At 31.2% G+C, this 22,063-nt stretch carries 18 protein-coding genes and 6 tRNA genes; 1 reads left to right on the forward strand and 23 read right to left on the reverse strand.

From position 1 onward, the window contains the following. Positions 1 to 21: 21 nt before the first annotated feature. The 23 genes from ACZ5B9_RS10865 to ACZ5B9_RS10975 all read right to left on the reverse strand — a co-directional run bounded on the left by ACZ5B9_RS10865 (position 22) and on the right by ACZ5B9_RS10975 (position 18,428). Positions 22 to 492, reverse strand: a complete 471-nt coding sequence (locus ACZ5B9_RS10865) for a GNAT family N-acetyltransferase (protein ID WP_006805782.1) — start codon at positions 490 to 492, stop codon at positions 22 to 24. Positions 493 to 638: 146 nt separating this feature from the next. Further along, positions 639 to 1,391 carry a tRNA pseudouridine(38-40) synthase TruA gene (gene truA, locus ACZ5B9_RS10870; protein WP_464422603.1) on the reverse strand — a complete coding sequence of 251 codons (753 nt, stop codon included), beginning with the start codon at positions 1,389 to 1,391 and terminating at the stop codon, positions 639 to 641. Positions 1,392 to 1,507: 116 nt separating this feature from the next. Continuing rightward, positions 1,508 to 1,591, reverse strand: a tRNA-Leu gene (locus tag ACZ5B9_RS10875). 24 nt (positions 1,592 to 1,615) lie between these two features. Beyond that, positions 1,616 to 1,691 (reverse strand) — tRNA-Lys (locus tag ACZ5B9_RS10880). A gap of 7 nt (positions 1,692 to 1,698) precedes the next feature. Beyond that, positions 1,699 to 1,774 (reverse strand) — tRNA-His (locus tag ACZ5B9_RS10885). Between the two features lie 36 nt (positions 1,775 to 1,810). After that, positions 1,811 to 1,886, reverse strand: a tRNA-Gly gene (locus tag ACZ5B9_RS10890). A gap of 11 nt (positions 1,887 to 1,897) precedes the next feature. Beyond that, positions 1,898 to 1,974: transfer RNA gene (locus ACZ5B9_RS10895), tRNA-Pro, on the reverse strand. A gap of 195 nt (positions 1,975 to 2,169) precedes the next feature. Further along, the gene (locus tag ACZ5B9_RS10900; RefSeq protein WP_314294235.1) at positions 2,170 to 2,451 is read right to left on the reverse strand and encodes a cupin domain-containing protein; all 282 of its coding nucleotides are present in this window, start codon (positions 2,449 to 2,451) and stop codon (positions 2,170 to 2,172) included. Positions 2,452 to 2,475: 24 nt separating this feature from the next. Beyond that, positions 2,476 to 3,720: a transcription termination factor Rho gene (gene rho / locus ACZ5B9_RS10905; protein WP_464423966.1), complete on the reverse strand. Its 1,245-nt coding sequence runs from the start codon at positions 3,718 to 3,720 to the stop codon at positions 2,476 to 2,478. Positions 3,721 to 3,933: 213 nt separating this feature from the next. Then, a complete protein-coding gene (gene miaB, locus ACZ5B9_RS10910) occupies positions 3,934 to 5,223 on the reverse strand; it encodes a tRNA (N6-isopentenyl adenosine(37)-C2)-methylthiotransferase MiaB (RefSeq protein WP_464423968.1) in 1,290 nt (429 codons plus the stop codon). Between the two features lie 478 nt (positions 5,224 to 5,701). Next, positions 5,702 to 5,787 (reverse strand) — tRNA-Leu (locus tag ACZ5B9_RS10915). 149 nt (positions 5,788 to 5,936) lie between these two features. Further along, positions 5,937 to 6,857 (reverse strand): DDE-type integrase/transposase/recombinase, encoded by a 921-nt coding sequence (locus tag ACZ5B9_RS10920; RefSeq protein WP_464422173.1) that lies wholly within the window; start codon positions 6,855 to 6,857, stop codon positions 5,937 to 5,939. Between the two features lie 466 nt (positions 6,858 to 7,323). Further along, entirely contained in the window at positions 7,324 to 8,283 is a 960-nt protein-coding gene (locus ACZ5B9_RS10925) for a M23 family metallopeptidase (RefSeq protein WP_464422605.1), read from the reverse strand. 39 nt (positions 8,284 to 8,322) lie between these two features. After that, complete coding sequence (locus ACZ5B9_RS10930) at positions 8,323 to 8,793, reverse strand: DUF7336 domain-containing protein (RefSeq protein WP_464422606.1); 471 nt, start codon at positions 8,791 to 8,793, stop codon at positions 8,323 to 8,325. Between the two features lie 12 nt (positions 8,794 to 8,805). Continuing rightward, positions 8,806 to 9,039 (reverse strand): DUF7336 domain-containing protein, encoded by a 234-nt coding sequence (locus ACZ5B9_RS10935; RefSeq protein WP_464422608.1) that lies wholly within the window; start codon positions 9,037 to 9,039, stop codon positions 8,806 to 8,808. Positions 9,040 to 9,107: 68 nt separating this feature from the next. Then, positions 9,108 to 10,313: a bifunctional phosphopantothenoylcysteine decarboxylase/phosphopantothenate--cysteine ligase CoaBC gene (coaBC, locus tag ACZ5B9_RS10940; RefSeq protein ID WP_464422609.1), complete on the reverse strand. Its 1,206-nt coding sequence runs from the start codon at positions 10,311 to 10,313 to the stop codon at positions 9,108 to 9,110. Between the two features lie 42 nt (positions 10,314 to 10,355). Further along, positions 10,356 to 11,342: a DNA cytosine methyltransferase gene (locus tag ACZ5B9_RS10945; RefSeq protein ID WP_464422610.1), complete on the reverse strand. Its 987-nt coding sequence runs from the start codon at positions 11,340 to 11,342 to the stop codon at positions 10,356 to 10,358. 11 nt (positions 11,343 to 11,353) lie between these two features. After that, positions 11,354 to 12,202 (reverse strand): NgoPII family restriction endonuclease, encoded by an 849-nt coding sequence (locus ACZ5B9_RS10950; protein WP_464422612.1) that lies wholly within the window; start codon positions 12,200 to 12,202, stop codon positions 11,354 to 11,356. Positions 12,203 to 12,238: 36 nt separating this feature from the next. Continuing rightward, positions 12,239 to 13,687, reverse strand: coding sequence for a cysteine--tRNA ligase (cysS, locus tag ACZ5B9_RS10955; RefSeq protein WP_464422613.1), 1,449 nt, complete (start codon positions 13,685 to 13,687; stop codon positions 12,239 to 12,241). A gap of 57 nt (positions 13,688 to 13,744) precedes the next feature. Then, positions 13,745 to 14,239 carry a hypothetical protein gene (locus ACZ5B9_RS10960; RefSeq protein ID WP_464422614.1) on the reverse strand — a complete coding sequence of 165 codons (495 nt, stop codon included), beginning with the start codon at positions 14,237 to 14,239 and terminating at the stop codon, positions 13,745 to 13,747. 21 nt (positions 14,240 to 14,260) lie between these two features. Beyond that, positions 14,261 to 14,875 carry a retron system putative HNH endonuclease gene (locus ACZ5B9_RS10965; protein WP_464422615.1) on the reverse strand — a complete coding sequence of 205 codons (615 nt, stop codon included), beginning with the start codon at positions 14,873 to 14,875 and terminating at the stop codon, positions 14,261 to 14,263. Next, positions 14,859 to 16,058: an AAA family ATPase gene (locus tag ACZ5B9_RS10970; RefSeq protein WP_464422617.1), complete on the reverse strand. Its 1,200-nt coding sequence runs from the start codon at positions 16,056 to 16,058 to the stop codon at positions 14,859 to 14,861. The genes ACZ5B9_RS10965 and ACZ5B9_RS10970 overlap by 17 nt, the downstream gene beginning before the upstream one ends. Before the next feature lie 30 nt (positions 16,059 to 16,088). After that, complete coding sequence (locus ACZ5B9_RS10975) at positions 16,089 to 18,428, reverse strand: endonuclease MutS2 (RefSeq protein WP_464422619.1); 2,340 nt, start codon at positions 18,426 to 18,428, stop codon at positions 16,089 to 16,091. A gap of 756 nt (positions 18,429 to 19,184) precedes the next feature. Between ACZ5B9_RS10975 and ppc the strand changes: the two genes are divergently transcribed. Continuing rightward, complete coding sequence (gene ppc, locus ACZ5B9_RS10980) at positions 19,185 to 21,986, forward strand: phosphoenolpyruvate carboxylase (protein WP_464422621.1); 2,802 nt, start codon at positions 19,185 to 19,187, stop codon at positions 21,984 to 21,986. Positions 21,987 to 22,063 lie beyond the last annotated feature (77 nt).

Raw genomic sequence — 22,063 nt, forward strand, 5'->3', positions numbered from 1 at the left:
AATTTATTTTATATTTTACAATTACTTCACTAAATATCTCATTAAATATCGCTCAATATTATCTCCATATTCATTATCCAAATTCCCCACTATTTCAAATCCTAGATTTTCATAAATTTTTTTCGCTGTAAAATTATCCATATCAACAGTAAGTTCTATTTTTTTTATACCAATTTCCTTTAAATTTTTCATTACATACTCAAGCAAAATTCTTGCATATCCGTTTCTTTCAAACTTTGGAACAGTGGAAACTCCGTATACATAAGCCACTTCCCTATCAAAGCTGCTCAAAACTTCAATAACTGACATCAGTTCCTCATTTTCATCATTACTAAGCATCGCAAAAACTTTCCCATATTTGCTAAACGGTTTAATGTTCCAATTTCCAACAGTCGCCTCTCCAAAAACCTCATTTTCATGCTCCACAATCCTAAATAGCAAATCTGAATCCTTTTTTGCATCCAATATTTTTATTTTGTAATTTCTTTCCATAAAAATTTTCCTTTCTATATTTATTTTTTTATAAAATTTATTTTAATATACATCTTTTAGCCAGTTTTATAATTTTATTAAATTGCTTACAAGTTAGAAAATTAAACACTATTTTAAAATATACATTTTTTTATTTTTAAAATTTATCAATAATTCACTTTGTACAAATACAGACCTTCCGAAGCTGCCAAAATTTTCTTATCATCAGCATTAGGATTTTCCAGCCTTCTTTTTATGTAATCTTCTTCTACATTTCCAAAATAAACCGCAAGTGCTGAACCAATCATAATTCTAACCATCGTTTTCAAAAATCCATTTCCACAAATTTCAACATTTAACTGCTTTTTACCAATTTTTTCATCATAATAGCATTTTATATAGACAATTTCTCTCACAGGATTCCTATAAGCCTTGTCCTTTTTCATAAAGCTGCTAAAATCATATTTTCCAACAAAATCATTCATTATTTCCTGAAATTTTTCCACATTCACACTTGTCCTCAATCCAGTCACATAATTTGCTTCAAACGGCGTAATATCTTCCTCATTCCTCATAATATACAGATAAGTCCTATTTTTTGCATCAAATCGTGCATTAAAATCTTTTTCAACTTCCTCAACTTCCAAGACCTTAACTTCTCCCTTTAGACATTTATTAATTTGTCTTTTTATCGCTTCTATCGGAATATTTTCATCAATAGCAAAATTAGAAACCTGCTCCATAGCATGAACTCCTTTATCAGTTCTTCCCGATGAAATCATATTTATTTCTTGATTAAAAGTTTTAAAAACAGCTCTCTCAATTTCTCCTTGTACAGTTTTCATCTTTTTTTGCCGCTGAAATCCGCAAAATTTACTTCCATCATACTGATAAATCATTTTTATATTTCTTTTTCCCATTTTTTCCTCTTTTTTCTTTCAATCCTACATTATTTTTGAATTTATACTTTATGATTTAATTATAAAAAAAAGAGCAATTTCTGCTCTTGTATATATCGGTAATTTTAAGTTTCAAATGGTGCGAAAGGTGGGACTCGAACCCACATGTCGAAGACGCTAGATCCTAAGTCTAGTGCGTATACCAATTTCGCCACTCTCGCAAATCTACTATTTAATTATTATAGTGGTGAGCCATACTGGGATCGAACCAGTGACACCTTGATTAAAAGTCAAGTGCTCTACCGACTGAGCTAATGGCTCGCAGTTATGGGGTGACCGACGGGACTTGAACCCGCGACAACCAGTGCCACAAACTGGCGCTCTACCAACTGAACTACGGTCACCATATATTTATAACCAAATTGTTCTTATAAATAAAATGGAGCGGGAGACGAGGGTTGAACTCGCGACATTCAGCTTGGAAGGCTGACGCTCTACCAACTGAGCTACTCCCGCAAAATCTATAATGGTCGGTGTAGTAGGATTTGAACCTACGACCCCCTGCTCCCAAGGCAGGTGCGCTACCGAGCTGCGCTATACACCGTTCTAAAGAATATCTTTAATTTCTCAAATACTCTCAGACAAGAAATATAATATCATAAATCAGAATGAATGTCAACACTTTTTTTCTGATAATTTCAATTTTTCTTGATTTTTTTTGCTAAAATACCATTTTTCCATTATTTTTAGTATATTTCAACTAAATAAGGGTATAAAAAATTATACCCTCATTATATAATTATTTTTTTATCAATGTTACACTAACTTCAGAATCTTCCAAAGCACTTCCATTAATAAAATTTATTCCGTCAAAATGTAAAATATCTCCTGGCACTAAAACATGCTTTTCAGTTTCATTCAAAAACATTTCCATTTTCCCTTTCAGAACAGTAAAAATAATTTCCTCATCTTCATGATTGTGCTTAGCAATTTTTTCATCTTTTTTCAAAATTTTCTTCACCAATTTAAAATTTCCCTTGTTGAATAGCAATCCTGCTTCATTTTTTACATTTCCAAACATCTTTTTCTCCTTAATAATTTATTTTTATTTTCCTTTTTTTGCTTTATATAAATCTTCTAACAATTCATCATTATTCTTGTATTTCTTTATTAATTCAATTAAGTTTCTCATCCCTTCGACTTCTGACATTTCACTTAGTTCTCTTCGCAACTTCCAGATTTTTTCCAGATTTTCTCTTGGAATTAATAATTCTTCACGTCTTGTGCCACTCTTTAATACATCAATTGCTGGAAATATTCTTAACTGTTCAAGTGTTCGGCTTAAAATAATTTCCATATTTCCAGTTCCTTTAAATTCTTCAAAAATTACTTCATCCATTCTGCTTCCAGTTTCAACAAGTGCAGTTGCAATAATCGTAAGGCTTCCGCCATTTTTTATATTTCTTGCGGCACCTAAAAATCTTTTTGGATAATAAAGGGCATTCGGATCAATTCCTCCTGAAATCAATTTTCCACTTGATGGGATTGTTATGTTATACGAACGTGCCAATCTTGTTAAGCTGTCCATTAAAATTAAAATGTCCTTTCCACGTTCCACTTGCCTTTTTGCCATTCGAAGCACATTTTCTGTAACTTCTGTATGCACTCTTGGATCTTCATCAAAAGTCGCGGCATACACTTCCGCCTCCTTCACATTTTCCTTAATATCTGTAACTTCTTCCGGCCTTTCATCAATTAGTAAAATCCACACATCAATTTCTGGATTATATTTTATAATATCATTGGCAATTGTAGAAAGAAGTACTGTTTTCCCAGCTTTTGGCGGTGCAACTATAAGCCCTCTCTGACCCTTTCCAATTGGTGAAATTAAGTCAATAATTCTTGAAGAAATTTCCCCACTTCCCAAATTTAACTTCTCATCTGGATATGATGGCACTAAATCGTCAAAATATGGACGTTCGAGTGATTTTTCAGGCAAATCTCCATTTACTAGCAGTACTTTTAAAATTCCATAATTCTTCTCTGTGCCAATTGGTATTCTTAATTCTCCAAATACAATGTCTTCATTTCTCAGGAAAAATCTTTTTATTTGTGACATTGAAACATAAACATCAGGACCAATTGAAGTATTTCTCAAAAATCCATAATTTCCATCTCCAATTACATCCAGTTTCCCAAATCCATAAGTTTTTCCTCTTTCTTCCCCTTTTTTTATCAAAATAGCATTTATAAGTTCAAGTTTTGACATTCCTGAAAAATTTTCAATTTTATATTCTTTTGCCATTTTCTTTAGTTTTGTCACATTTTGTGAAAGAATATCCTTTATCATTTCCTCTTCAAGATTCAAATTTTCTGAACTATTTTTTTTCTCTGTTTCTTCTTCTTTTTCAATTTGTTTTTTTTCTTCTAAATTTTCGCTAAGTCCTGAAATCTCCTTTGTTTCCGACGCTTTCGGACGTCCTCTTTTCTTTTTTACAGGTTCAATCTGCTCGTGCTGATTTTTTCCCATCTCGACTTCTATCTCTGTCTCTTTTTTCTTCATTTACTCCTCCACCAGCTCTCCATATAATGTCCATGTTTTTGCATCATAAATTCTTGTATTCACAAATTTCCCTTTCAAATCCTTTCTATCGCTCTTAAATAAAACTATTTTATGCGTAGAACTTCTTCCTGTCAACATTTCAGGATTTTTTCTGCTCGGTCCTTCCACAAGCACTTTAACAATTTTTCCAAGATATTTCTGGCTTTCTTCTTTTGCCTTCATATTCTGTAATCTCATAAGCTGCTGCAGTCTCTCATTTTTTATTTGCTCATCGACTTGTTCGCCCATCGTAGCCGCAGGAGTCCCTGTTCTCTTTGAATACATGAACATAAACGCATTTTCAAATCCAACTTCATTCACAACATCCATCGTGTCTTGAAAATCTTCATCTGTTTCCCCTGGAAAACCTACGATAATATCTGTTGTAAGCCCAATATCAGGTACTTTCTCCTTAATTTTTTTAGCAAGTGCAATAAATTCCTCTTTTGTGTATCCTCTGTTCATTGCATCCAAAATTTTTGTAGAACCGGATTGCAGCGGCAGATGCAGCATTCTTGCTATTTTCGGGTTTCTTGCGATTGTATCAATTACTTCATCACTAAAGTCCTTTGGATGTGGCGACACATATTTTATCCAGAAATCCCCTTCTACATTTGCACTTTCCTCCAATAATTCTGCAAAATTATCCTGCCCATTTGCAAAATCGCTTCCATACGAATTTACATTCTGTCCTAAAAATAATATTTCTTTGTATCCTTTTTTTGTATATTGTTCAACATCGCTAACTATTTCGTTAAGCGGTACAGAACGCTCCATTCCACGTACATAGGGAACTATGCAAAATGTACAGTAATTATTACACCCATAAGTTATGGAAATTGAAGCTACAATATCATCCCCAAAGTCAGCATCAACCCTTGTCGGCAATTCATCCTCATCATCCACCATGACAATGTGCGTTTCTTCCCCAGATTCTATTCTTTCTAAAATATCAGGAATTCTTCCTATATTCTGATTTCCAAGTACCAAGTCCACATAAGGAGTCTTTTTAATAAATTCATCCCTTACTTCCTGAGCAAGGCATCCTGTAACACCAATAATCATTTTCCCATCTTTTTCTTCCTTTATTCTTTTCAAATCTCCAAGTTTTCCATACACCTTAACAGCGGCTCCTTCTCTTACTGTACAAGTATTCAAAAATACCAAATCCGTATTTTCAATATCTTCTGTCATATGGTACCCCATTGTTTGTAACATTTGTTTCATTTTTGCACTTTCATTTACATTCATCTGACAACCATAAGTTATTATTGTTGCTCTCTTTTCCACTTTTTCCCTCCAAATTTTGTTCTATTTCTTAAAAGTCTATGATTTTTTCCTAAACAGTTTTTGAATTGCTTAAATATGATAAATTTTTACCACTTAGATAGTTCTAACTATCCAAGTATAAGTCTTTATTTTTCAAGTTTATTTTTTCTTGCCCTAATGGTATCATTTTTATTTTAGAATTTCAAGAAATTTTTATTCTTTTTTTTAATTAATAATTTTATTTCTTAACACTTAATTTAAAAAAATAATACCAAATATCATTTCTCGTATTTCACAATAACAGTCACTTTATTATCACTTAATTTATTCTAAAATAAGAAACACAACATCTGAAATTACTGTTCAAATAAAAGAACTTTTTAATTAATATATTTTTTAAAATAAAAAACACTCTAGGAGTGTAGAGTGCAATTTATTATGAAAAAATTTAATTTATTATTGGTGCCCGAGGCCGGAGTCGAACCGGCACGATATAAAATCGACGGATTTTGAGTCCGTTGCGTCTACCAATTTCACCACTCGGGCATATTTATAAATTACCTACTCAGTATAATATATTTTTTAAATTTTGTCAACTAATTTTAAAATTTTTTTTGATATTTTTTGTATAGATGTCAAACATTTGTTACAAAAATATATTAAAAAAAATATTTCTTTCCTAATGTATCTTTAACCTACTGATTTTCCTTGTACTCTTTTAATACTTCATTTGGACTCTTAAAGCCCAGTACTTTTCTTGATATGTTGTTGTATCTTGTATTGTATTTCCTTATTGCCCTTAACAGTTCTTCCTTGCTTTTAAATTTCTTGTCCCCATAGTACTTGCTGTCAAGCCTGTGGCTTCTTTCCACTTTTCCATTCTCCCATGGCGAATATGGACGGGTTGTCACGTACTCTATCCCCTTCTCCTCCAGTTTCACCTCAAACAGCGTTTTCTTATCACTTTCAGAATTTGTGAACTCTTTCCCATTGTCTGTCTGAACTTTCTTTATGTCAAATCCCAGCTCCCTTTCCAAGTTCTCTAGAAACTTTGCGGTCTGATAGGTGCTTTTTTCATCTGCTATCCTTAACACTCTTTTTCTTGTATATTCATCTAATGCCGTTATTTGATAATACTTCTGGTCACGTGTGCCAAACTGTATGCATTCTTCCGGAACATATTTTATGTCTATCTGTACTCTTTCCCCAGGGTACTTCGCCTGTTCAGCCTTCTTTTTTCTTTTATGCGGCTTTTTAATGTTTTCTTTGGCATTGCCCTTCATTTTCCTTATTATCCTGCACATTGAATCGTATGTACGGCTGTAGCCTTCCTTTCTCGCTTTGACATAAACTTCTGCCAGCCCTTCATAGCCAAATTTCCTGTATTTTTTCATAACCAGTTCTATTTCTTCCTGCGTGTGCTGGTTTGGGTGGCTTTCAGGTCTTCTGCTTTTTGGCAGAAGAGACTGGACTGTGCCGTCGTATCTGTCTCTCCAACGTTTTATCTGCTGACGTGATGTTTTATATTTCACTGCTGCCTTTGAATTATTATTATGTTTTATTGCATACTCAATTGCCCGTTGACGAACACGGTATATTTCTGATATACTACTCATATGAAAGGTTTCTCCTTAATGTGGTTTTGGTTGGCTTACATTATATCAGAAACCTTTCTTTTTTTGTATATTCTTGTCACATATGTATTATCTCACAACATTTTAAAATTTTTTTTGATATTTTTTATAAAGATGTATTTTCAAGTCAAGTGCAACACCTAAAACATATTAAAAAACATAGTAAAACAGCTTTAAATCGGAACTAAAAAGTTATAACTATTTTACTTAAACCCTAAATTTATATAATTTTAGTAGTTTAATTTTAAATAGGTCTGAGTATATATTTAACTCTCTATAAAATTAAATTGAGAGAACTGAAACTTAGGTATTCTAATCATAACTTTAAACTTTACTCCCAAGTTTCTTTAATGTAAACTAATAAAAAAAGAATGTTATTTATTATTTACATTCTTTTTTTCTTACCTTTAAATGTTACTCTAATGTTTAATTTATATTAGTAAAAAAATTATTTTCTCCTAATCCTTCTTCTTCTCAGATTTTTAACTTTACTTGTATTTTGGTTCATTTTACTACCATCTGGATTCATCTTTTCTTCAGTAAATACACTTGCATCTCTAAAAGCAGCATCATATCCTTTTGTTTCAAACCATTCTGTTTTAGCTGCTTCAGTTTGAGCATTTATTTCTTGTTTTGTCATTTGATCTCCATTTTTTATCTCAAAATACATTTCTGGATCTACCCTATTTACAAGACCTTTTCCACGCATTTCAAAGGCTATTTCAAAATGTAGATGTGGAGCACGTGTTCCGCTTGCATTTCCTGTTACCCCTGATTTAGCTATCACTTGCCCAGCCTTTACAGTATCTCCAACTTTTACATTTACTTCGCTTAAATGGCAATATCTAATGTACTTTATCTGCATTGTGTTTGGATCATAGTTGCTGCTATAGTCCATTTCCCTTGCACTTAATTTTGGCTGATAGTTTTTTCTTTTTATTCTCTCTAATTCTTTTGGATCAACTTCTAAATAGAAATTCAATCCATAACCTGTTTTATCAACATACATATCCACAATTTTACCATCCAGCACAGCATAAACATCTGTTCCTGGCAACGAAAAAATATCAATTCCTTGATGTCCTCTCGCTCCATTACTTCTAGTTAGCCCAAATTTAGCCGAGTCAGGATAAACTTCCCCACGAAAATTGTAATACGTAACTTGCGGGTTCTTTATCGGATCAATTCTGAAAATCTTATCTTCTTCATCTCCATTCACACCATTATTTCCAGAATCAATATTTTTCCTAATAAACATCATTCCAACAATTATAATTCCTAAAATTAATAAAGTTGTTACACCTATAATTATCCCTGTTTTCCTGCCAGATTTTGAATTTTCCTTTTCTACTTTTTCTTCTTTTTTTTCATCCAAAACCTCATCTACATTTTTATTTTCATTTTCCATAATAATCAATTTGCTAAATTTGAATAGCCTCTCCTTCTTTTATTTATTTTTTTCTTCATCCAGAATGTATTCTTCAATATAAAAATTAGAAATATGTGAAGAAAATCCTTCTATTTTCTGATATTCCTTTATTTTCTTCCTAGCTTCTAATTTTGACAAACATACTGATAAAATTCGATGTTTTTCCTTTGCTTTATCTTTACCAATATAATAAAAATGAGAAAGTACGTATAATTTTTGGTTTTTGGAATTGTCAATTTCTACATCATCTTCTCTATAATAAGTAACATAACCACCTTCCCATCCAGCATATTTATCCAAATGACATTTTTCTAGCCAGAACCCATCCAAATGTGAACAAAATCCTTTAATTTTTTTATATTTTTCCAGTGCCTTCAATCCTTCTTCCTTTGTATAATAGGCACCTAAAAACCTTGCTTCTTCATTCCACTTATACTTATCATAGACATCTCCATAATCATATCCATGTGATAAAATCCATATTTTCATAGTTTCTCCTAATTATTTAAGGCTTTTAGATTTAAACCCTTTTGTGTAGTAATCTTTCCCAATTATCATGGTTCTAATTTTAAATCCTTCAGAACAATCCCTAAAACCTTTCATTTCTTTCCATTTATCAACAATTTCCAATGCCTTTTCCTTTGTTGAAAAAAATCCTATTAATTTATCATCATCCTTTTCATCTCTATGATACAGCATGTACACTTTTTTTATCTTTTGTTTTTCAGATTTCATAATTTATTCTCCCTTTTACAAAATCAATAAACTTATAAAAATCAACACATTAATAATTTCAAAAAACTTTATCTTCTTTCCAATTCACAAATAACCTCACTCAAAATATCATAAGCCAGCTCCATCTTACTTTTCTGACTAATTTCCACCGAAGTCCTATCTTTTCTAATAATCTCGATCACATTTTCATCTCTGCCCATTACAGAAGCGTTATTTGCCACTATAATATCCAAATTTTTCTTTTCCAGCTTTTTTAAGGCATTTTCCTTTATCTCATTAGTTTCTGCCGCAAATCCAACTAATAGCTGTTTTTCCTTCTTCTTACTCATCTCTAGCAAAATATCAGGATTTCTAACCAATTCTATAACCAAATCTGAATCAGACTTCTTTATTTTTTCCTTTTTGTATTCCTTTGGTCTGTAATCAGCAACTGCAGCACAAGCTATGAAAATATCAGTATTTTTAAAATACTCATCCACTTTTTTATACATTTCCAATGCCGATTCCACAGAAATAAAATTTTTAAGCACATTCGGAACTTTCAAATTCGTAGGCCCGCTAATTAAAGTTACTTCTGCTCCTAAATCAGCAGCTGCCTGAGCAAGTGAATATCCCATTTTCCCGCTTGAATTATTTGACAAATATCTGATTGGATCAATATTTTCCTTTGTTCGCCCACTTGTTACAAGAATTTTTTTACCTTTCAAGGCTATATCAAAATTCTCAAATTTTGAAAAAATACTGTATCTTTCTATTTCATCGACAATATCTTCTGGCTCGCTCATTCTCCCCTTCGCACTATAATTGCAGGCAAGCAGTCCTTCTTCTGCATCAATAAACCTATACCCAAAAGATTTTAGCTTATTAATACTTTCTTTTAAAATCGGATTTTCATACATGTTCACATTCATTGCCAAAGCAAAAAATACTGGCTTTCTTACCGAAACAGCAGCAAGAATTGTCGTAAGCATATCGTCTGCAATCCCGTTTGCAACTTTTCCAATTATATTATAAGTCGCAGGTGCAATCAAAACTACATCCGCCCAATCCGCAAGTGAAATATGCTCCACCTCATAATGTGGATTACTGTCCCACATATCCACATAAATCCTATTTCTTGATAAAGTTTCAAGAGTCAAAGGTCCAATGATTTTTGTAGCATTTTCAGTCATCACAACTTTCACATTATATCCTTTCTTTTTCAAAAGCGATACAATCCCAGCCGATTTATATGCCGCAATTCCCCCTGTAACTCCTATTAAAATATTTTTCATTTTTTTCCTTTACTTTTTTATTTACTTCTTTTTGTCTAAATTTTACAATAAATACTGCTTAATATGTTTAGCTATTTCGTATGCTAAATTTACTGGTACAGCATTTCCAATCATTTTGTAACCCGTATCAAGATTATCATAAATAAATTCAAATTCATCTGGAAATCCTTGTAGTCTGGCACATTCTCTAACTGACAAACGTCTATATAATCTTTCTTTTCCTTTGATGAACTCAAACTTGTCCTTTCCTACCTTTAACATTTTTGGAGCATTAGGATGCTGTGGAGCCTGCCTTCCACTTGCCTGTATTGTAAAAGAAACTTCATTCCAGTTTCTGACTCTATTTCTACTCATATAGATAGTCGAATAGTTTCCTGTAAAATATTCATGATTCTTTACTATACATTTATCATGATTACTTTTATTTTTTTCCTTTCCTGGAATTGCTGTTTTTTCTAAATCCAATAAAATATCTCTCATCACTTTCCTATTCTTTTCAGCTACTGGATTTGGAAATTGAAAATTATTAATTTTCATATCTTTTCTAAATCCAATAAAAAAGACCCTCTTTCTATCTTGAGCAACTCCATAATCTTTAGCATTTAATACATCCATATATACATCATATCCAGATTCATCAAATAAATTAAGAATATTTTTCACCGCAACAGAATGTCTTTTTGATAACATTCCTGAAACATTTTCGGCAACAAAAAATTTAGGTTTTTTTTCTCTTAAAATTCTTATATAATCAAAAAATAATTTCCCTCTGTCGTCTTCAATTCCGCGTAACGCTCCTGCTTCACTCCAGGACTGGCAGGGAGGACCTCCTATAATTCCGTCGCAATCTGGAAATTCCTTTGAATCAACTTTTCTTATATCTTTTTTTATTATTGGAATTTTATGATTTTTTTCATACGTACTCCAAATTGTTTTGTCAATCTCATTTGCCATTAAAATTTTAAAACCTGCTTTTTCAAATCCTAAATCCATTCCACCAGCACCTGAAAATAAACTTATTATATTCATTAACTTTCCCCCTATATTTTAAAAGTAATCAATTTTGCATTTTTTAACTTACATGGATTATTTGGATTTTTTATTTTTACATTCTTTATTTGAGAATTTTTTGTTAAATTTACTAATGTTTTGAGTTTTTCTATTTCTACTTTACTAAATTTTTCCCACTTTTCATCATTTATAACACACATTAAGTTAAACTCTTTCTCATCATCTATTTTATATACATAATCAAATACTTTTAGTGGATTTTCAATTCCCCACATACCTCTTATTCTAAAATATGTTATTCCTAAAGGATCTACCCTGTTTACTCTTCCTATTTCGTTTGTTTCTGCAAATTCTAAGCAATCTATTGCATTAATTCCTGATTTTATTTTACTTTTTATTTTTTCATATATTTTATTCTCTGCAGCATAGTCTTCTCCGTATACAAATATAAGAGAATTTAATTTATTATTTTCACAACTCCCTACTACATAGATAATATCTTTTTCTTCCCATTTTTCACAATTTCTACATGCTTCTGTTATCATAGAACTATTCGAATATAATTTCGCTTTCGGATACGAACTATTTAAAGCCAATGATGAATTTCTACTTTCAATTTTTTTTACTTCAATAGCATCTCCATTTTTTAAGATGATATCTGGTGGATTATTTTTGTTTCCAGTATAAGAAAAAATTTTATCATATTTTTCTAATTTTTCTTCATCACTTAAATTAAAAGCATCTGAAAATAAATCCTTTATATACATTTCTAAAGCATCTCCTACACTATTTATTTTATTTTTACTTGTATAATATTCTTTTATCTCAGTTATTGGATTATTTATCAAATTTATTATTGCATTTATTATACTTGCCATTATTTCATCTCCATCTTATTTTAAAATCTATAACATTTAAAAATTATAATCTGTACTTCCATCCTTATTATCCTTAATTTCTACTCCAAGTACCTTCAATTCATCCCGAATTTCATCAGATAATTTGAAATTTTTCTCGCTTCTTGCCTCACTTCGCAATTTTATCAGTAATTCAATTAATTTTTTTGTCAATTCCATATTTTCCCCTTCTTCCTCCTTCACAGCATTTTCTGCTTCAATCGCTATTCCGAACACATTTTCTAATTTTGCCTTCAAAGAATCATAAGATTTTTTTATTTCATAATAAATTGTGGAAAACTCATTTTCGTTTGTAGAAATAAATTTATTTGTTTCCCTAATCTGATCAAAAATAGTTGCTAGTGCCTGTGGCGTGTTCATATCCTCATCCATCGCCTCTTCAAATTTTTTATCAAATTCATCAATTTTTTGAGAAAATTCTGAATTTTTAACATTTTCTATTTTTTCATTTTTATATTTTTCAACAATATTCTCAAATTTATTCATTGATTTTACAATATTTTGCAAGGCTTTTTTTGTATCCTCCATATTCTCGAATGAAAAGTTAATTGGTTTTCTGTAATGCGTACTTAGAATAAAAAGTCTTACTACATTCCCAGAAAATTTTTCAAGTATTTCACGAAGCAAAAAGAAATTTCCTAGTGATTTTGACATCTTGTCGCCATTTATTTGAATAAATCCGTTGTGAAGCCAATAATTTGCAAAGTTTCCATGATAAGCACACTTGCTTTGGGCAATCTCATTTTCATGATGTGGGAAAACTAAATCCTGTCCACCGCCGTGAATATCAAATGCATCCCCTAGATATTTTTTTGCCATCGCACTACATTCTATATGCCATCCAGGACGTCCCTGTCCCCAAGGCGATTCCCAAAACGGTTCTCCATCTTTCTTTTTCTTCCAAAGCGCAAAGTCTACTGGATTTTTCTTAATATCAGAAACATCAATCCTAGCCCCAAGTTCCAGCTCCTCAATTTTCTGATTTGACAATTTCCCATAATCCTTATATTTTTTTACCTCAAAATAGACATCCCCGTCTTTCTCATAAGCAAACCCATTATCAATTAATTTTTGAATAATCTCAATAATTTCCGCCATATTCTCAGTAACCTTAGGTCTTTTCACACTCTCAAGAATATTCAGCTTGCTGATATCCTCAGAAAAATATTTTATATATTTTTCTGAAACCTCACTCGCAGAAGTTCCTTCTTCCATAGACTTATTTATAATCTTATCATCCACATCCGTAAAATTCTGTACAAACTCAACTTCCATCCCCTTATGCTTAAAATACCGTGCCAACGTATCAAAAACCACAATTGGACGTGCATTCCCCAAATGTATGTAATTATAGACAGTAGGCCCACAAACATACATTTTCACCTTATTTTCTTCTATTGTCTTAAATTCTTCAATTTTATTTGTCATTGTGTTGTAAAGTTTCATTTTTTATTCTCCCTGCTTTTGAAAACTTTTAATTTATTTTGGTTCATTTAATTTTAGTTATTCCAATTTTTCTTTTATTAAACCACTAGGATAAAAAATAATAGCTGGATCAAATGTCATTATCAAATTTTTCCTTTTATATTTCTTGCCTTTTCGCTCAAAAAAATATACTTTCCTTATATCTTTTGCATTTTTTAATATTAACTGAATGTTATCTTTTTTCTCACCATAACTGACAATTAACGATATTTTTTTATTTTCCTTATAAAAATATCGATTTTTATAATAATTAATGTACCCATCTTCTAAATAGCATTCTCTAAGAGTATCGTCATCTATTTCCCTAAACTCCCCATATCGTTCCCCATTCTCATGCAAATGCCCAATAAAAGACTGTCCATTTAATTCCCATCCAATTTTCCTTACTTTTTTATCAGGAACACATTCATATTTTTCATTTTTTTCGATAATTCGTATTATTTTTTCTTTTGGATAATTTTCTGAAAAAAGTAATGTTCCAAATAATAAAAATATTATAGTTACTTTTCCCATAATTAAACCTCGATTTTTACATTATTTAAAACTCTCAATTAAAAAATTTCTCAATGTTGGAAAGTCTAAATCCTCAGATATTTCTTTTAATATTTTCTCATCTTTATATATCTTTTGATATTTTTGTAAAATTTTTATTACACTTTTTCTTCCTTTAAGCAATCTTTTATCATCATTCAGATTTAAAATTTCAATTGTATAATTTGCTTTTTGTAAATCTATATCAGTAATATCTTTTTTAGGGATTATCTCTCCTGTCATTCTATTATATGAAAAATATTTGCTTGGTTCATAAATTACTGGATTTACAAATAACTCACTCCATTTATTACCTTTCTTTGAACCACAACTCTCAATATTAAGACAACCTGTAATAAAATTTTCATAGTTTGAAAATAATTCTGGAAATCTATCTTTAGGTTTAATATGTTCTATCTGACTATTTTTACTTGCAATTATTTTTCTTTCACAATAAGGACAATAACTATTATTTCCGATTTTCTGTTCATTTTCCAACATATAATTTTTTAATTCTTTTTTTATTCCAAAATCAAAATCTTTCCAATTTTTTGGTTTTTCTTTTTTCTTAAATTCTTTCAAAAAGTTTGGCTCTGAAGTTTTATTTATTTTTAACATTCTTCAATCCTTTCCTTCTGATTTGAATTTCCATATCTATAAGCATAACGTCCTCATCCATTGTCCCCAATATTTCCTTTAAATCACCATACTCTTTTTTAAAATCATCAGTTTCATACTTATCCTCATTAACCATTTCTCTAATTTTTTCCAATTTATCAAATATTTCCTGATTCCTAGTTGTTTTAAGCCCCATTATATCTTCTAATATTCTCTCTGTCGGCTGTCCATAAGAATTATACAACTCATCCCCAGTCCTAACCACAATTTTCCCTTCATTATCCTTATCCAGCAACATAATATTTTCTTTTCTCACACTCCCCAAAATATGTGGCGAATGTGTCGCAATAATAATCTGATTGTTTTTTCCGATTTTTCTATAAACATCAACGATTCTCTGTTGCCACTTAGGATGCAATGAAAGTTCTGGCTCGTCAATCAAAATAATAGAATTTTCAGGATTTAGCATTTTTATCGCTAATGTTCGTAAAAATAACTGCTTTTCCCCAGAAGATAATTCATTTATATCAAATTTATCGCCTGTTGAATTTGTGAAAATCGGCATATTTTTACCATCTTGCGAAATATCTTCAACTTTTACATCTATATCTAAAATTTCAAATATTTCATTTATTTCATTAAAAACTTTTTTTTGTACATCTCCAACTTTTTCATTTTTATTTTTAAGCATTGCTGAAATCATTTTTGTAGCTATGTAAGACGGAATATCTTTTATTAAATTTGTATTCACAATATTAATAAATTTATATTCTTGAACTAAAGTAGTCGAAGCTGTATTCATTTTTTGAAAATTTATTTCTGTTGGAACATAAATTACTTTAGGTAAAATATCTAATTTATTTTTTATTTCAATATGTTTTTCACGTAATGGATCATTAGCTTCACAATAACTAAAAGATTCTAATCCGTAAAAAAAATCTCGAACATTACTTATACAATTTTTTTCTTTTTCTTCATAAAATATTCCTGCTTCAATATTATTCTGTTTATAATTAAGATGATCTTGAAAATATCTTAAAATACTTTCTAATATTCTAGTTTTTCCACTTCCATTTGAACCTGCTAAAACTACTAAATCTAACGGCTCATCATTTTTTTCAAAATTTATAGATATATCTCTCAATCCTTTAAATTCTTTTATATGAAGATTTTTGATTTTCATAAATTTTCATTCTCCTTTAAATCAAATGTCCTACTTCAAAATAACCACCGTACACCCAATCCCACCTTCATTCTGATTGGCATCTTTAAATTCTGTTACATATTTTGAAGTTCTTAGGTATTCGTGGATTTTTTTTCTTAGAACCATTGTTCCTTTTCCGTGAATTATGTAGATTTCGTGGTAGCCTGTTAGCATTGCTCTGTCCATGTATGTTTCTAGTTCTGCGATTGCTTCGTCGGCATTCATTCCACGTAAGTCGATTTCTCCTCGTACTTGGGAAGTTCGTTTTAATGAGGCGAAGTTTTTGAATTTGTTTGTTTTTTTCTTTTGAATTTTTACAATGTCGTCAGTTGATACAACTAGCTTTAATATTCCAGTTTGTACTTGAATACGATTGTTTGGCATTATTTTCAAAATTTTTCCATTTTGGTTCATCGTTTTTACAAGCACTTCTTCCCCAACCGAAAAATCTATGTTTTGAGTAACGACTTTCTTTTCCTTTACATTTTTCTTTTTATCCGTAATAAATGATTCACGTAGCATATTCAGGCTTCTTTGAGCGTTTTTGGCATCTTCTTTTTTAGATTCCTCGCTGTTAATTTTGTCAATTAGGTTTTTAGCTTTTGCCTGCATGTTTTTCAAGTAATTGTCAGCTTCCTCGTAGGCACGTTTTATAATTTCATTTTTTTCATTTTCAAGTTTTATCATATTTTGCTCATAAATGCTCTTTTGCTTGTCAAGTTCAGTTCTTGTTGCTTCTAATTGTGCCTGCATTGTTTCCAGCTCATCATTTTTTTCCTTTATTGATTTTAGCATTTCTTCGACACGCTGATTATCTTCACTTATGTAGCTTTTCGCATTTTCAATCACTTCTTCACTAATTCCGTATTTTCTTGCAATTATAAGAGCGTTACTTTCTCCCGGTATTCCTTCCAGCAGTCTGTACGTTGGAGATAAAGTTTCTACGTTAAATTCCATTGAGGCACTTTTAATTCCTGTTGTGTTAAAGGCATAGGCTTTTACTTCGCTGTAATGGGTTGTGATTATTGAAGTTACGTGTTTTTTGTTTAAGTAATCAATGATTGCCATTGCAAAAGCGGCCCCTTCCATTGGATCAGTTCCACTTCCCAATTCATCCATTAATACAAGTGATTTACTGTTTGCATTTTCAATTATATCTTTTATTTTGCTTACATGCCCTGAAAATGATGATAAGTTTTGCTCAAGACTTTGTTCGTCCCCAATGTCAGCCAGTACATTGTGAAAATATCCAATTTCAGTTTTTTCATTTGCAGGAATTGGAATACCAGATAAAGCCATAATTGTAAGAAGGCCAGCCACTTTCAATGTTACTGTCTTCCCTCCAGTATTAGGCCCTGTAATAAGCATTATATTTTCAGGATTCCCAAGTTCAAAATTAATCGGCACAACTGTATTTTCATCAATTAGTGGATGTCTCGCTTCAACCAGTTTCAAATATTCTTTATTAATAATTTTTGGAACAATACATTTTTTATTAACTGAATAAGTTGTTTTTGCATCAATAAAGTCCAGTCTTTCCAAAATTTCCTTAATTTCCAGAATTTCTTCCTTTTTCGTTTTTACAAGTTCTGTAAGTCTAAGCAGTATTTTTCTAATTTCCTCACGCTCACGAGCCTCATATTCACGTAATTTATTATTTAATGAAACAACATTTAAAGGCTCAATGTAAACTGTACTTCCTGTTGCAGACCTATCGTGTTCAATTCCTTTTATAAGCCCTTTAAAATCAGTCTTTACAGCAATTACGTATCTATCATTTCTCTGAGTTATTATTCTTTCCTGAATAGCATTTTGGGTACTTTTATTGGAAATAAGCTCATCAAATTTCTCTTTTATATTAGCATTAATATTCTGCTTCTGCCTTCTCACATCACGAAGTCCAATTGAAGCCTCGTCCTTTAATACCCCTTCATCATTAATCGCTTCTGAAATAAAGTTCTCAATATCCTTAACTTCCTCAATATCGCTAAACAGATTCCAAATCGTTCTATATTTATCCCTAACATTCTTAGCCCTGCTTTTAGAAATTCTAAAAATCGTCAAATTTTTTTTCAGAACTGCCAAATCCTCAGCACTCAAATAAGAACCAATAATATCAATGGAATTCATCATTCTAGTAATATCCGCAAGCCCCGCAAGTTCCAATCCATCGTCATACTTATAAAAGTCAATCATCTCCATCATAAGCATAAGTTCTTTATCCAAAACCGATTTTTCCTTTATAATATCAATATCCAGAAACTTTTCTTTCGTCTTCTCCAATCTTGATAAATCAATAAGTTCGTTAATTATCTTATAGAATTCCAATACATCATAATTTTTTTCCATTTTTTCCTCTTTTCTTTCTTTCCTATTTTTAAATCTTATCCTTGTAGTTTTTCAATAAAATACTATATAATTTTTTCTTTTTTATTTATATTAAAGTTTATTTTAAGCAGAGGTATCAGTCGCCATACCTCTGCACTCCGGCTTCTCGAATTTCAATTTTACAGCAAAAGACAAAACTCGCTTTTAACAAAAGCTATTTTCATCTCATAAAGTTATTATTAATTTAAGTACATTAGAAAAGCTCAAACAAGTTGTCTTTTACTGAAAAATTAAAATCTCTGAAATTTATAATAATTTTTTAATTTTTTGACATTTATTTTAATCAAATTAATTATTATAATCAAACTAAAAACGTCGTAATTCTTTTGAAATGAAATTAACTGTCTGAGCTTTTTCAAAATTTTTAGACTATAATTGGTTTAAGGAATTTTAATAACCTTTGTTAAAAAGCGAGTTTCAATTTCGTAGTAATTCAGGTTTATTCAAATAATAAATGTTTAGACTACTTTTCCAAATAAAATTTGGAAATATTTCAAAAAAAATACTTAGACAAGCCGGGATGCAAGGGGGATGGCGATTATTCCCCCTTGCCTTGTCTTATTTTGTTAAAATTATATCACATTTTGTAATAATTTGAAATCGCTATTTAATCTAAGCCTTTTTTATGGTATAATTTAACAGATGAAATATTTAAAAAAATTTGGAGAATAAATGATAAATATATAAATGTTAAAAAAGAAAGAGAGTGTGAAATAAATGGATTTAAAAAATTTACCGATAACTCCTTTACCGTTAGTGAAACTTGATAAGCATCAGGAGGATTTGCTTGTTCATAATGAACTTTTTGCAACTCTTCTAGGTGAAACGATTTTTAGATATGCGGGTTTACATATTTATGAGGTTACTGAAAAATTGAAAGAAGCTTCAAGAAAATACTATAAGACGCAAAAACAGGAAGCTAGAAAAAATTTGTCGTCTTTTTGTTCGGATCTTACTGATGCGGAAATTTTGCGTGTAATAAGAGGTTTTTCGATTTTTTCGGCACTTGCAAATATTGCTGAAGATGTGTACCAGACTCATGAACAGCGATATGCAAAGATTTCTAACAAACTGCAGATTGGATCTCTTGAAAAATCACTAAAAAATTTGAAAAAAAAGGGAATCAGTCAGGATAAAATATTGAAGGCTATGGAAAAAGTCTCAATTGTGCCAGTCTTAACAGCACACCCGACACAAGTTCAAAGAAAAAGTATTTTGGATTTGACAAAAAAATTAACTGATATTCTTGATAAATATGAAAATGTAAAATCCCATCAAATTGATGAAAATGAATGGCTTAACGACCTAAGCCGTGGTATTCAAATCTGGTGGCAAACTGCAATGTTACGGGCTACCAAATTACGTGTAGCAGATGAAATAAGCAATGCTCTAAGTTATTACAACATTACATTTTTTAATGAAATTCCAAGGCTTATGAATAAATTTCAGGAAATTTCAAAAACATTGGGAAATTCTGAAGTGAAATCTCAAGCTCTGCTTCCTCTTACTATGGGAATGTGGATTGGTGGAGATCGGGATGGAAATCCTTATGTTACAGTAAATACACTAGAGCAGTCGGCGCAAGAGCAGGCTATAAAATTATTCCAGCATTATCTGGATGAAGTTCGTGAAATTTACAGAGATTTATCAATGTCTATTTCAATGACAAATGTGACTGAAGAACTGCAAAACTTGGCAGAAGCTTCGGGAGAAGTTTCGCCGCATCGAACACACGAGCCATATCGTCGTGCATTGACAACAATAACAGATAGACTGCTTGCAACAGCCTACAAATTATGTGATTACAATCGTGACTTATTACCGCCAAAAAGAAAAAATGGAATTGATCTTCCTTACAAGTCAGCTAATGAATTTACAAACGATTTGATAATCGTGGCAGAATCTCTTAAAAAGAACAACAGCGAATTTTTAACACAAGGAAAATTAAACAATTTAATCAGTGCCACAAAAATATTTGGATTCCACCTTGCGACAATTGATTTAAGGCAGGATTCCAGCGTTCATGAAGTATGTGTTGCAGAACTTTTGAAAAATGCAAACATTCTAGGAGATTACTTGAGCCTGTCAGAAGACGCAAGATGTGAAATTTTACTGCGGGAATTGGAACATGACCCTAGAATTTTAAGTGATCCGACAATTCCACAAAGCGAAATACTGGCCTCAGAACTTGCAATTTACAGAAAGGCAAAATCTTTGAGAGAACGTTTTGGAAGTAAAATTATTGAAAAAAATCTGATTTCTCATGCAACAAGCGTTTCAGATATGCTAGAGATAGCTATTTTACTAAAAGAAGCCAATCTTGCAAAAGGAAATGAAGGAAACGAATTTTGTGATTTACAGATTGTTCCGCTTTTTGAAACAGTGGAAGATTTAATTGCGGCTCCTGATATTTTGAGAAAATGGTTTAATTTGCCGCTAGTGAAAAAATGGATGGATAAAAAAGGGCGAAAACAGGAAGTTATGCTAGGATATTCAGACAGCAACAAAGATGGTGGATATTTAAGTTCAAGCTGGTCTTTATACAAGGCGCAAAAAGAACTGACTGCAATCGGGCGGGAATTTGACGTGGAAATTTCATTCTTTCATGGACGTGGAGGAACAGTAGGACGTGGTGGCGGTCCAAGTTACGAAGCTATTTTAGCACAGCCTGAAGGAAGTACAGACGGAACAATAAGGCTTACAGAACAGGGAGAAGTAATCGGTGCAAAATACGGAAATCCTGATTTAGGATTAAAAAATCTGGAAGCATTGGTTTCGGCCGCTCTTGAATCAAGTGCATTGACAGAGGAAGATGCAGACTGGGAAGAATATGAAAAAATAATAGAAAATGTTTCAGAATTAAGTTATTATGCCTACCGTGACTTAGTTTACAATACAGACGGATTTTCAGACTTTTTCTTTGAAGTTACGCCAATAAACTTTATTGCAGGGTTAAATATTGGCTCAAGACCGTCTTCACGTAAAAAAACACAATCACTAGACAGCCTAAGAGCAATCCCATGGGTGTTCTCATGGTCGCAAGCAAGAATAATGCTTCCGGGATGGTACGGTGTAGGAACAGCATTTACAAAATGGATTGACAATGATGATAAAAAATTGGAAATTTTGCAGAAAATGTACAAGGAATGGCCATTTTTCCGTTCAACAATTTCAAATGTTGACATGGTTCTATCAAAAACAGATTTGTCAATTTTTGCTGAATATGTAAAACTAGCAAGCAATCAGGAAACCGCACAGAAAATTTTTAAGGAAATAGAAAAAGAGTGGGTTTTAACAATTGATATCTTGAAAAAAATTACAGGAAACGATGTTTTACTGGCAGATAATCCAGAGTTAGTGAGCAGTCTAAGAAATCGTCTGCCATATTTTGACTCGATGAATTATTTACAAATTGAATTAATAAAACGTTCAAGAGCTGGAGACGATTCAGAAGAACTGAGAAAAGCTATTCACATTTCAATAAACGGACTTGCAACAGGACTTCGTAACAGTGGATAATACAAATAAAAGGAATAATTCTAATTAAAAATTAGGGCTGTTCCTTTTTTTTTGCAAAAATTTTTTTCCATTCATTT

It is taken from the genome of Leptotrichia sp. SK-5, assembly GCF_055387215.1.

What these genes read in the sequence shown, in the direction of transcription:
- ACZ5B9_RS10865 (WP_006805782.1), bottom strand. Translation starts at nt 492, where the DNA reads ATGGAAAGAAATTACAAAATAAAAATATTGGATGCAAAAAAGGATTCA.
- truA (WP_464422603.1), bottom strand. Translation starts at nt 1,391, where the DNA reads ATGGGAAAAAGAAATATAAAAATGATTTATCAGTATGATGGAAGTAAA.
- ACZ5B9_RS10900 (WP_314294235.1), bottom strand. Translation starts at nt 2,451, where the DNA reads ATGTTTGGAAATGTAAAAAATGAAGCAGGATTGCTATTCAACAAGGGA.
- rho (WP_464423966.1), bottom strand. Translation starts at nt 3,720, where the DNA reads ATGATAAAGGATATTCTTTCACAAAATGTGACAAAACTAAAGAAAATG.
- miaB (WP_464423968.1), bottom strand. Translation starts at nt 5,223, where the DNA reads ATGAATGTAAATGAAAGTGCAAAAATGAAACAAATGTTACAAACAATG.
- ACZ5B9_RS10920 (WP_464422173.1), bottom strand. Translation starts at nt 6,857, where the DNA reads ATGAGTAGTATATCAGAAATATACCGTGTTCGTCAACGGGCAATTGAG.
- ACZ5B9_RS10925 (WP_464422605.1), bottom strand. Translation starts at nt 8,283, where the DNA reads ATGGAAAATGAAAATAAAAATGTAGATGAGGTTTTGGATGAAAAAAAA.
- ACZ5B9_RS10930 (WP_464422606.1), bottom strand. Translation starts at nt 8,793, where the DNA reads ATGAAAATATGGATTTTATCACATGGATATGATTATGGAGATGTCTAT.
- ACZ5B9_RS10935 (WP_464422608.1), bottom strand. Translation starts at nt 9,039, where the DNA reads ATGAAATCTGAAAAACAAAAGATAAAAAAAGTGTACATGCTGTATCAT.
- coaBC (WP_464422609.1), bottom strand. Translation starts at nt 10,313, where the DNA reads ATGAAAAATATTTTAATAGGAGTTACAGGGGGAATTGCGGCATATAAA.
- ACZ5B9_RS10945 (WP_464422610.1), bottom strand. Translation starts at nt 11,342, where the DNA reads ATGAATATAATAAGTTTATTTTCAGGTGCTGGTGGAATGGATTTAGGA.
- ACZ5B9_RS10950 (WP_464422612.1), bottom strand. Translation starts at nt 12,202, where the DNA reads ATGGCAAGTATAATAAATGCAATAATAAATTTGATAAATAATCCAATA.
- cysS (WP_464422613.1), bottom strand. Translation starts at nt 13,687, where the DNA reads ATGAAACTTTACAACACAATGACAAATAAAATTGAAGAATTTAAGACA.
- ACZ5B9_RS10960 (WP_464422614.1), bottom strand. Translation starts at nt 14,239, where the DNA reads ATGGGAAAAGTAACTATAATATTTTTATTATTTGGAACATTACTTTTT.
- ACZ5B9_RS10965 (WP_464422615.1), bottom strand. Translation starts at nt 14,875, where the DNA reads ATGTTAAAAATAAATAAAACTTCAGAGCCAAACTTTTTGAAAGAATTT.
- ACZ5B9_RS10970 (WP_464422617.1), bottom strand. Translation starts at nt 16,058, where the DNA reads ATGAAAATCAAAAATCTTCATATAAAAGAATTTAAAGGATTGAGAGAT.
- ACZ5B9_RS10975 (WP_464422619.1), bottom strand. Translation starts at nt 18,428, where the DNA reads ATGGAAAAAAATTATGATGTATTGGAATTCTATAAGATAATTAACGAA.
- ppc (WP_464422621.1), top strand. Translation starts at nt 19,185, where the DNA reads ATGGATTTAAAAAATTTACCGATAACTCCTTTACCGTTAGTGAAACTT.